The sequence below is a fragment of the Robinsoniella sp. RHS genome (assembly GCF_001029355.1).
GTDB lineage: Bacteria > Bacillota > Clostridia > Lachnospirales > Lachnospiraceae > Robinsoniella > Robinsoniella peoriensis.
Genome location: NZ_JNGB01000018.1, coordinates 1 through 12302, shown reverse-complemented (window position 1 = coordinate 12302; position 12302 = coordinate 1). Strand labels below are relative to the sequence as shown.

General features: G+C 42.8%; 6 protein-coding genes. All 6 read right to left on the bottom strand.

Features of this window, described 5'->3' with window-relative positions; translation table 11 throughout:
• Nucleotides 1-80: 80 nt before the first annotated feature.
• The 6 genes from ppdK to lon all read right to left on the bottom strand — a co-directional run bounded on the left by ppdK (nucleotide 81) and on the right by lon (nucleotide 12225).
• Nucleotides 81-2702 (bottom strand): pyruvate, phosphate dikinase, encoded by a 2622-nt coding sequence (gene ppdK, locus RHS_RS09625; protein WP_027296645.1) that lies wholly within the window; start codon nucleotides 2700-2702, stop codon nucleotides 81-83.
• Nucleotides 2703-2950: 248 nt separating this feature from the next.
• Nucleotides 2951-4186 carry a 6-phosphofructokinase gene (locus RHS_RS09620; RefSeq protein WP_138003522.1) on the bottom strand — a complete coding sequence of 412 codons (1236 nt, stop codon included), beginning with the start codon at nucleotides 4184-4186 and terminating at the stop codon, nucleotides 2951-2953.
• A gap of 97 nt (nucleotides 4187-4283) precedes the next feature.
• The gene (locus RHS_RS09615; RefSeq protein ID WP_047833052.1) at nucleotides 4284-4913 is read right to left on the bottom strand and encodes a TetR/AcrR family transcriptional regulator; all 630 of its coding nucleotides are present in this window, start codon (nucleotides 4911-4913) and stop codon (nucleotides 4284-4286) included.
• A complete protein-coding gene (locus RHS_RS09610; protein ID WP_044296492.1) occupies nucleotides 4914-9110 on the bottom strand; it encodes an efflux RND transporter permease subunit in 4197 nt (1398 codons plus the stop codon).
• A gap of 167 nt (nucleotides 9111-9277) precedes the next feature.
• On the bottom strand, nucleotides 9278-9856 hold the full coding sequence (gene yihA, locus RHS_RS09605; RefSeq protein ID WP_027296641.1) for a ribosome biogenesis GTP-binding protein YihA/YsxC: 579 nt from the start codon (nucleotides 9854-9856) through the stop codon (nucleotides 9278-9280).
• A 47-nt stretch (nucleotides 9857-9903) separates the two neighbouring features.
• Entirely contained in the window at nucleotides 9904-12225 is a 2322-nt protein-coding gene (lon, locus tag RHS_RS09600) for an endopeptidase La (protein WP_027296640.1), read from the bottom strand.
• Between the last annotated feature and the right edge of the window lie 77 nt (nucleotides 12226-12302).

Here is a 12302-nt window from a genome sequence, read left to right as displayed (position 1 = left end):
CCGGGATTCACAATTCTCTGTAAACTAAAGTACAGCCCTTATCATATATGATAAGGGCTGTATTCAGCTTATATTAATTCCTATTTATTATTCAAAGCTGCCTGTGCTGCTGCTAATCTAGCGATCGGCACACGGAATGGTGAGCAGGAAACATAGCTTAAACCAATCTTATGGCAGAATTCTACGGATGAAGGATCTCCACCGTGTTCTCCACAGATACCAAGTTTAATGCCTGCATTTGTTGAACGGCCTTTCTTAACTGCCATTTCTACTAACTGGCCAACACCGTTCTGATCTAATCTTGCAAATGGATCTGATTCGTAGATTTTTGCTTTGTAGTAAGCATCTAAGAACTTACCGGCATCATCACGTGAGAAACCAAATGTCATCTGTGTTAAATCGTTTGTACCAAATGAGAAGAATTCAGCTTCTTCAGCAATTTCGTTAGCAAGTAAAGCTGCTCTTGGGATTTCGATCATTGTACCGATGTGGTAAACGATGTCAGATCCTTTTTCTTCTTTTACTTTTTCTGCTGTTTCAACAACAACATCTTTAACGAATTTTAATTCTGTTTTATCACCAACTAATGGGATCATGATTTCAGGAACTACGTTGTAACCTTTTTCAGCTTTTACTTCGATAGCTGCTTCCATTACGGCTCTTGTCTGCATTCTTGCGATTTCAGGGTAAGTTACAGCAAGACGGCATCCTCTGTGTCCCATCATTGGGTTGAACTCGTGTAAGTCGTCACATTTAGCTTTTACTTCTTCTGGTGTCAAGCCCATGTCTTTCGCTAATGCAGCAATATCTTCTGCATCAGTAGGTACGAACTCATGAAGAGGAGGATCTAAATAACGAACTGTCATTGGTTTTCCTTCCAGAACTTCATACATTGCTTTGAAGTCAGCTTTCTGGAATGGGATTAATTCGTTAAGAGCTGCTTCTCTTGCTTCTACACTGTCAGAAAGGATCATTTTACGGATCTTAGGAATTCTGTCAGCATCAAAGAACATATGCTCTGTACGGCAAAGACCGATACCTTCAGCTCCTAATTTAACAGCGTTAGCTGTATCTGCAGGAGTATCTGCATTTGTTCTAACTTTCAATGTTTTGAATTTATCAGCCCATCTCATAATTCTTCCGAAATCTCCGCTTACGGATGCTTCTTCAGTAGCGATGTCGCCTAAATAGATCTTACCTGTAGAACCGTCTAAGGAAATGTAATCTCCTTCTACAATTTTGTGTCCGCCAAGTTCGAAGTATTTTGCTTCTTCATCAATTTTGATTTCTCCACAACCGGATACACAAGCTGTACCCATACCACGTGCAACTACTGCTGCGTGAGATGTCATACCGCCGCGAACTGTTAAGATACCTTCTGCTGCATGCATACCTTCGATATCTTCAGGAGATGTCTCAAGACGAACTAAGATAACTCTTTCACCAGCTTCGTGAGCTGCTTTTGCTTCGTCTGCTGTGAAGTATACTTTACCTGCTGCTGCACCTGGAGATGCCGGCAGAGCTGATCCGATTACTTCGCCTGCTTTTAATGCTGCTGCATTAAAGGTAGGATGTAATAACTGATCCAGGGATTTTGCTTCGATTCTGCAAACTGCTTCTTCTCTTGTGATCTTTCCTTCATCAACTAAATCACAAGCGATTTTCAGAGCTGCAGGAGCAGTTCTCTTACCGTTACGTGTCTGTAAGAAGTATAATTTACCTTCCTGGATTGTGAATTCCATATCCTGCATATCACGGTAATGATTCTCTAATTTTTTAGCGATTGCCATGAATTCTTCATAGCATTCCGGTAAATCTTCTGCTAATTTAGAAATTGGCTGTGGTGTACGGATACCGGCAACAACGTCTTCACCCTGAGCGTTGATTAAGTATTCACCGTAGATACCATTGTCACCGGTAGATGGATTACGTGTAAACGCAACACCTGTTCCGGATGTTTCGCCCATGTTACCAAATACCATTGCCTGAACGTTTACAGCTGTTCCCCAGCTTCCAGGGATATCGTTCATACGACGGTATACGATAGCACGAGGGTTGTCCCAAGAACGGAATACCGCTTTAACAGCTTCCATTAACTGGATCTTAGGATCCTGTGGGAATTCTTCGCCCATTTTTTCTTTGTAGATTGCTTTATATTTTGCAATTACTTCCTGTAAATCTTCTGCTGTAAGATCTGTATCGAATTTAGCACCTTTTTCTTCTTTGACATCTGTTAAGATACCTTCAAAGAAAGTTTTGCTCATTTCCATAACTACATCTGAGAACATCTGGATAAATCTTCTATAAGAATCATATGCGAATCTTGGATTTCCAGTTTTCTTAGCGAATCCTTCTACTGCAACATCATTTAAACCTAAGTTAAGAATTGTATCCATCATACCTGGCATAGAAGCTCTAGCTCCTGAACGTACAGATACTAATAATGGATCTTCATTATCACCAAATGTTTTGCCCTGAATTTTTTCCAGTTCTCCGATTGCTTTGAAAATCTGATCCTGCACTTCTTCTGTAATTTTCTTGCCGCTATTGTAATAGTCAGTACAAGCTTCTGTCGTAACGGTGAAACCTTGAGGGATTGGAAGTCCTAAGTTAGTCATTTCAGCTAAGTTAGCACCTTTTCCACCAAGAAGGTTTTTCATACTTGCGTTTCCTTCTTTGAATAAGTAAACCCATTTTGCCATTTTTACTAATTCCTCCTAAAATGTATTTGTATATGTTAGTACAGAGTATCTGATCCCTGCATAACTACCATATCTGCGAGCTTTGCGCACAGTTTTATTTTAACACATATCCTAGTCTAGTCAAGTGAAAAACCGCATTAATAACCCTATATTACGTATTTTTTTCAGTAATCCCGCAAAAATATAAGCCCTGCCGCATTTTTTTGTCGCGTCAGAGCTTATATTATTTACAATATGTTACACTTTTTTTATTTATAAACCAGATGTCTCGGGATACCGTCTACCATTACCGGAGGATAATCTCCCTGTACCAGCGGCTTCACATATGCCAGAAATTCATTGGTAACATACGTTCCGTCTTTGGATATCCAATCCCTTGGAACCAGTTTTTCATCATTTGCGATCTTATGCACATCATAAATACCGGTAGCACATTGATATGGATCATCCGATACACGGTCAATGACAACCATCTTTCCCGTATCTCCTTCGTCAGCTGCTTTAACGGCAGCACCTCCTACCATAAACGCTTCGTTAATATCCACTCTGGATGCCACATGGGATGCACTTCTTTGCAGCGTGCTGAATTCCACGCCCCTTGTCTTACATCCAATCTCTGCTGCTATAAGGTTCGCCAGATAATCCGCTGTTCCGCTAAGCTGCTTATGTCCAAATGCATCTATATAGTCAGAATTCTGGGAAAGTTCACATACATATCTTCCGTCTGCTAATTTAATTCCCTCGGAAACGGCTACCACTATGGAATGTTTTTTCTTTATCAGGGAACGTATTTTATCTAAAAACTTTGATACATCGAATGGAAGCTCCGGCAGATAAATTAAGTCCGGTCCATCACAGTCCTCTCCTTTTGAAAGGGCTGCCGCGCCGGTAAGCCAGCCTGCATTTCTTCCCATAATTTCGATGATTGTAACAATATCCTTCTTGTATGACAGTCCAAGACCGTCCCGGATTACTTCTTTTGTGGATGTTCCAATGTATTTTGCCGCACTGCCAAAACCAGGAGTATGATCAGTAAGTGCCAGGTCATTGTCAATGGTTTTCGGCACACCTACAAATTTCTGCGACTGTCCCGTAAGTATTGCATAGTCGGAAAGCTTCTTAATGGTATCCATGGAGTCATTGCCGCCGATATAGATAAAGCTGTCAATCTCCAGCCTGTTTAATATCTCGAATATCTTCTCATAGATATCTTTATCTTCATGTATCTCCGGCAGTTTATAACGGCAGGATCCCAGATAAGCCGATGGAGTTCTCTTCAGTAATTCAATATCCAGGTCATTCTTGATATATTTAGACAGGTCAATGTATTTCTCATCTAAAAATCCCTGAATCCCATGAAGCATACCAAACACTTTATGAAATCCTCTATCCCTTGCAGTCTTATAAACACCGGCTAAACTGGAATTAATAACTGCTGTCGGGCCCCCCGATTGTCCTACAATAACATTTCTTTTCATGTCAATACCTCCGTCCTCGCATTCTGCACAAATTTATAGTTGCTATTATATCAAATAAATACAAAACATACAAGGTTTTTGTTTGGAAACGTGCAATTTTACTTTATCTCCAAACTTTTATCACATTTTCATATGCAATTTGCTTAGCTTCTGCCAAAGTCACCTCATCCGTTCCGGTTTTTCCATCCAGATAGTACCAGAAGGCGCTTATCTGCGGAAACAGCCCAACTGCTGCGCGGTAATAGGATATTGGCTGAGGGATCAGCTTTTCTTTGTAAGCCTGATTCACCAGCCCGGTGACAAAGCAGCGCAGTCCGCTGTCATACCCTTCCAGCTTCAGAATGCTTTCCAGATGCTCCTGCTCCATTGTGATGGACTGTGCATGGAAACACAGATACTGAAGCCAGCTTCTTCTGGTCTTATAATTATTCTCCATATTGTTCAGGATCTCGTATATTTTATCCTCGAAACAATCTTTTTTCATTACACAGTGTGCCATATCACAGATGCTTTTATGGATATTGTAAAGAATCGCCTTTGTTATGATTTCTTCTTTACTTTGAAAATAGTCATATGCCGTACCTTTCCCTATGCCCGCCTTTTGGGTAATATCCGATACTTTGATGGAATGTAAACTCATTCCATCAAGCACCAGTTCATTCACTGCCTCATACATAGCCGTGACCTTTGGGGAATTCAGCTGCAGCAAATCCTGTAACTTTCCTGCGTCCATTTATATTTCCTCCTCTGTGATGTCTTCTTTCCGGTTAAAAATATCATAAATACAGGGAACAACCACCAGCGTAAGCAATGTTCCGTAAATTAATCCGCCTATCGTTACAATTGCCATAGGCTGAACCATATCGGAACCCATTCCGATTCCCATGGCCATGGTGGAAAGCCCTAAAACCGTTGTCAGCGCCGTCATAATAATCGGGCGCAGTCTGGTCATTCCGGCTTCTGCAATTGCTTCTTTTTTCTCCATACCGCCTTTTCTAAGCTGGTTAATATAATCAACCAGAACAATACCATTGTTTACAATAATACCGGACAGCATTACAAATCCGATCATGGCTATGACGCTGACTGGATTATTGGTGAGAAACAGTCCCAGTAAACCACCCGTAAATGCAAGGGGTATGGTAAACATAATGATAAATGGTGACAGCAGAGACTGAAATTGTGCAACCATGATCAGATACATAAATACCACTGCAAGACCCAGCATTTTAAATACTTCCGTCATCGATTCTTTTATTGTCTGATCCTCTCCTGCCATCTCTACGGTATAGCCCTTTGGTACATCGTAATTGACCAGCTTTTTATTAATTTCATCTGATACAATACCGATATTCGCATCTTTGTCCAGACCGGCCGTTACAGTTACATAACGGGTCTGCGATTCTCTGTTAATGGAAGTAAAGCCTTCTGTATCCACGAATTTTACAATATCCATAAGTGGTACATCTTTATCTTTTCCTTCTGCATCTTTTCCGGTAATACGCAGTTTTTTAATTTCTTCTCTGGTTAGGGATTTGTCTGCACCATCCACCACCATAACTGAGTAGTCTTTGGCATCTGCTGAAATCGTAGTTGCTGATTTTGCATCTGCCAGTTTCCCCTGCAGATACTGGAAGACCTGCGCAACCGTCAGCTGATATTCAGAAGCTGCCGTTTTGTCTACGACCAGACGCATTTCCTGTGTTTTCTCTTCCACACCGTCAGACACATCCTGCGTACCTTTTACTTCTTTTACGATCCCGGCAACATCTGCTGCTATTTCCTTGATCGTATCCAGCTCACGACCCTTAACCTTTATGGATACCCCGCTTCCTCCCAGCGCTGACATATCCATGCTGGAAGTCTCTACTTCGATTTCGCAGGGGAAGTCCTTTGTCCTGTTTTTAATCTCTTCTGCTATTTTGTCGTTGGAGGCTTTCTTATTTTCACTTAACAGTACATACATGGTTACTTTATTGGTTTTTGATTTTCCGCCTCCGAACATACCTGCACCGGAATTTCCCGCCATTGCTCCCACATCGGCAACATCCTGGATATTCTGTATTTCTTCCATTACTTTATCAGACATTTCTCCGGTTTCTTTCAGGGTAGCCTCATCCGGCATGGTCAGGCTCACATTCATCTGGGTACTCTCCATGTCAGCCATAAATGCAGTACCTCTGGATACCGCCAGTACACCGCTTAATATCAGCAGAACCACTGCACCAATGAGAACAACCGGCTTAAACTTAAGCGCCAGCTTTATAATTTTTCCATATCCCGCAATCAGCCGGTCCAGTACCTTACTTTGCTTTTCGGCAGTATTTTTTAACAGTCCTGCCCCCATCATCGGCACCAGAGTCAATGCAACTGCAAGACTTGCCAGGAGGGAAAACGCAATAGTAAGCCCCATATCCACAAACAGCTGCCTGGTAATGCCTTTGGTAAACACAATCGGTGCAAATACGCAGATGGTAGTCAGGGTGGATGCCGCAATTGCACCTGCAACCTGATGAGCCCCCTCTACTGCCGCCTTTTTCACCGGAAGTCCTTCCGTCCTCAGACGGTAAATATTTTCTATAACAACAATGGAATTGTCCACCAGCATCCCCACTCCCAAAGCCAGCCCGGATAAGGAAATGACGTTCAGGGTAATCCCGGTAAAATACATCAGCACAATAGCGGTCATAATACTGATCGGTATGGAAAATGCAATAACCAGTGTCGGGCGGAAACTCTTTAAAAATAAAAACAGCACAAGGATTGCCAGTATACCGCCCATAATCATATTCTGAATAACCGAATCTACTACCAGATCAATGTATACCCCCTGATCCATAAGGGTAATAAAGTGAGCCTGGGGGTTGGACTGTGTCAGTTCATCAAACCGGGCTTTGATCCGGTCTGATACCTCTCCGGTGGAATATCCGGACTGCTTCTGCATGGTAAATAAGATACCTGCATGGCCGTTAATCTTTGCATATACCTCATCGCTGTTATCGGTTACTGCAACATCTGCCACATCCGACAATTTAACGGGCTCTACTCCATCCATATGCATATCCATTAAAACCAGGTCAGATAAGTCTTCCACCTCTGTAATCTTGTCGCCTACCCTTACCAGATAATCCACGCCATCTTCCGTAACGTATCCGGCAGGCATGGTAAAGTTCTGGGCAGCCAGAATCCCTTTTACCATATCTGCTGTTACAATCTGATCCAGATCGGCCTTATCGTATGCCGCATCTCGCTGAGAATCCAGCTGGTCTTTTGCAGATTTTAACTCTTTTTCCCCACTGCTTAATTCTGCCTTTGTGGCTGCCAGTTCAATCGTAGCCGTTACCTTCTGCCTGTTCAGCTCTTCCAGTGCTTCTGCTACGGTGGACTGTCCTGTTTTTATCTGCGTCTTCGCTGTCTCTAACTGCTGTTTCGCAGTTTCCAGCTGAAGAGCGCCCTCATCCAGCTGTGCTTTCCCATTTGTGATCTGATCCTGAAGCTCATTAAGCTGGGACTTCAGTACTTCAATCTGTTCTTTTCCCTGGGCGGCCTGCTTTTTTCCTTCTTCGATGAGCGCAGCTCCCACATCAGTCTGATCTTTGCCTGCGGATGCCTCCACCGCTTTTTCCAGCAGGGCTTTGCTCTGAGTCAGCTTAGATTTGGTATCTGTCAGTTCAGCCAGCTTTTCATCAATCTGGCTTTCCTCTATACCCATCTTTTTTAAACCGTCTTCTATTGCACGGATACCTGCTTCTGTCTGCTGCAGCTGCTTTTCCAGTTCTTCTATTTTATCAGCTGGTGCCATTTCACCCAGTGCCCGCAGCTGCTCCAGTGCCTTTGTAAGTTCTTCCTGCGCCTTTCGCAGTGCCGGGAGCTTCTCTTTCGCCTGGGTTAAAGCTGCCTCGGCATCTGTAATCTGCTGTATCTGGTTTTCCAGTTCTTTTAGCTGCTCCGGCAGAGACTTCATCTGAGTGGCCGCATCTTTTAATTCTTCTGCCTTTTTTTCCAATTCTGCTTCGCTTTGGGCAAGCTCGCTTTCCTTGGCTGCCAGTTCTGCCTGTCCCTGGGTAAACTTAGTTTCCAATACTTCAATGAGAGATCTGGATGTTTCCAATGTCTGCTGTTTTTCTGCTATAGCGGCAAGCGCTGAGTCGATCTGTACTTCGTTTTTCAACAGTTCGTCCTTACCGCTGCTAATCTGAGCTTCTGCATTTGCAGTCTGGTCAGCCAGTTCTTTCTGTCCTGAATCTAACTGCTTTTTGCCGTCTTCGATCTTGCTTTGGGCTTGATCCATTTCCGTTTTTGCATCCGCAAATTTAGCATCCAGGGATGCGATAATTTTCTGATTCACTGCATCTACTTTTTCCTGGCGGATGACAACCTTTATATCTTCCTTCACATCTCCCGAAGTAGATGCGGAAGCTACACCCTCAATACTTTCCAGATCCGGGAGCAGTTTGTTCTTCACCAGTTCCGTAAGTTCTGAGCTGCTCATATCACCGGCTTCCACTGCCGCTACCATAATGGGCATCATGTCCGGATTCAGCTTCATGATTATCGGACTTCCCACGGCATCATCCCAGTAACCTTTGATCTGGTCCAGACTTTCCCGCATTTCAATGGTGACTGCGTCCATATTGGCACTCTGGGAAAATTCAAGTATAACCTGTGATACATTTTCACTGGATACTGAGGTAACATTTTCAATATTACTAATGGTTGCCATTGCCTGTTCCACAGGCTTGGTGACCATCGACTCTACCTCCTCCGGGCTTGCTCCCGGGTACGTAGTCATAACAATTGCATAAGGCAATGTCATATCCGGAAGCAGATCTGTCTTCATATTTAAAAATGACACAACCCCCAGTATAATTACCAGAACCACAGCCACTACTACCGTATACGGCCGTTTCACACTATATCGAGATATCATATTTCCTCCTTCCTTTGCGTATAACCCCACAATCATATTATTTGCAGATAATTTCCTGTGTTCTTCCGTCCGACCAGTCAGTCAGTTTTGTGAAATCGAAAAACCGCGATGCAAATGTTTATTGCTATCGCGATTTTTTAAATCTATAACGTTATCTTCCCGCTTAGTTACAGCTCGTCAATCAAAGCCCAGATTTCATCCCTGCCCTGTTTTGTCTCTGCAGAAAAAGGTATTATCTGAGTTCCTTCTACCACATTCAGACCTGTCCTGACCTGTTTTAAATGCTTTGGAACCTGGCTTCTTTTCAGCTTGTCCAGTTTCGTTGCAATAATAATTGGCTCATATCCATTATGCAGAATCCAGTCATACATGGTTTTGTCATTTTCCGACGGCTCATGGCGGATATCAATTAACAAAAACACTGCTTTAAGCTGTTTTGACTCATGGAGATAACGCTCGATCAGTTTCCCCCATTTTTCTTTTACCGCCTGGGCAACCTTTGCATAACCATATCCCGGAAGATCAACCAGATACATTTCATCATTAATATTATAGAAATTGATTGTCTGGGTTTTTCCAGGCGAAGAACTGGTTCTCGCAAGGGATTTCCGGTTCATCAGCCCATTAATTAAGGAAGATTTTCCCACATTGGACTTCCCTGCAAATGCAATCTCCATTTTATCATTATCCGGAAGCACGCTGGTTATTCCGCATACTGTCTCTAATGCTACATTTTTTATTACCATATTTTCCTCTCATACCGCTATTGCTGCGGTTTCAAACATCTTCCCGGTTAAGCTTTAACCAGTGCCTCAGGCAGAATGTCTTTCATCGTCTCGGCGAACCGGATTTCCAGTCCCCTTTTAATTTCGCTTGATATTTCTTCTACATCTGGTTTATTTTTGGCGGGAACGAATACCGTCTTCATTCCTGCATTTTTAGCAGCCAGCAGTTTTTCCTTCAGTCCTCCAATGGGAAGAACTCTTCCTCTCAAAGTGATCTCCCCGGTCATCGCGACATCTGCACGGACCGGTGTTTCTGTAATTGCTGAAATCATTGCGGTTGCCATTGTTACTCCGGCAGAGGGACCGTCTTTGGGTACTGCCCCTTCCGGAATATGTATGTGAATATCATGCTTTTTGAAAAAATCATCCTGAATCTTATACGCTTTGCTCAAAGAGCGTATATAGCTGATGCCTGCCTGTGCAGATTCTTTCATTACATCTCCCAGTTGTCCGGTCAGTAAAAACTCACCTTTTCCCGGAAGAATATTAACTTCTATCTGAAGGGTATCTCCGCCGACACTGGTCCATGCCAGTCCCCGGACAATCCCGATTTCATTTGTTTCATTCAAGCCCTGGAAGCTGTATCTTTTCTTGCCAAGGTATTTGGCCAAATTAGATTCTGTAATTGTAATGCGAGACTTCTTGTTTTCTAAGATTTCCCGTGCTGCCTTTCGGCAGATCTCTCCAATTTTTCGTTCCAGGTTACGAACTCCTGCCTCTTTTGTATAAGAAGCTATGATTGTCCGCAGTGCTGTGTCACTGATGGATAATTGCTTTGCGTTCAGTCCATGACGTTCGATCTGCTTTCTGATCAGGTGTTCTTTGGCAATATGAAGTTTTTCATTCTCCGTATAGCTGGAGATTTCGATTATCTCCATTCGGTCCAGCAGCGGTCTTGGAATCGCCTGCATATCATTTGCCGTGGCTATGAAAAGCACTTCTGACAAATCAATGGGGATTTCCAGATAATGATCCCTGAATTTATTATTCTGCTCAGAATCCAGTACCTCCAGAAGTGCAGAAGATGTATCCCCCTTATAATCACTGCTGACTTTATCCACCTCATCTAAAAGCATCAGTGGATTTTTAACTCCTGCCGTTTTCATGCCACTGGCAATTCTTCCCGGCATGGCGCCAACATAAGTTCTGCGGTGACCTCTGATCTCAGCCTCATCCCGTACGCCGCCAAGGCAGATACGGACATACTTTTTATCCAGTGCTCTGGCAACAGACTTCGCAATGGAAGTCTTACCTGTTCCGGGAGGTCCTACCAGACAGAGAATAGGGCTTTCCCCTTTCTTTGTCAAAATGCGGACAGCCAGAAACTCCAAGACTCTCTCTTTTACCTTTTCCAGTCCATAATGATCCTGATCCAGGATCTTCTGGGCATTTTTCAGATCTTTGTTGTCTTTGGATGCCTTATCCCAGGGCATTTCCAGTAATGTTTCCAGATATCCCCGGATAACTGCACTTTCAGAAGAATTGGATCCAACGCTTTTAAAACGTTCAATCTCTTTTGCGATCTTCTCCTTTACCTTGCCTGAAGCCTTGAGTTTATTCAGTTCTTCTTTAAAATGATCGGCATCACCTAAAAGGTTATCTTCGCCTAATTCCTGACGAATTACTTTGAGTTGTTCACGCAGAAGATATTCTTTCTGATTCTTATCCACATGTTCTTTTACTTTTTCCTGTAAATCACGCTTAATCTTCAAAACATTGATCTCGTTACTCAGTATCACGCTGAGCAGTTCGTAACGTTCAAAGATATCTACTGCTTCCAACAGGCGCTGCTTATCTTCAAAATAAAGTGGTATATTAATACCAATCTGATCCACCAGCTTTTCGATCTCTGTTATTTCCAAAAGCTGATGTACCAGTTCTTTACTCATTTTTCCGTTTTCTTTGCTATAGTTTTCAAAAATTTCTTTTAAATTCCGAACCATAGCCTGTTTCATATAGTCATCCATTGGCTGCGCAGGCTCCTGAGAAAAGGTACCTGCCTCAACTACCAGATATTCCTCTGTCTCTGATAAATCCAGAAGTTCAGCACGTTCCAGCCCTTCAGCCAGAACGCGGAAAATATTCTGCGGCAGTTTGACCACCTGCTTGATCTCAACAATTGTACCAATATGATACAGGTCATTTAACTCCGGATCAGATAGATCCGGGTCTTTCTGCGTCACTACAAACAGCCTTTGTTCTTTTAACATTGCCTCTTCGATAGCTCTGATAGATTTTGTCCTGCTGATATCGAAATGTACAATCATAGAAGGTAAAATTGTCATTCCGCGAAGTGCAACTGCTGGTATATTCTTTATTATTTCACTCATTTTTATCCCTCTAGTACAGTATTTCGTAAATTTCAGAGAATAGAGTGCCTGATATTTTCGTCAGTACAAGGCATTGT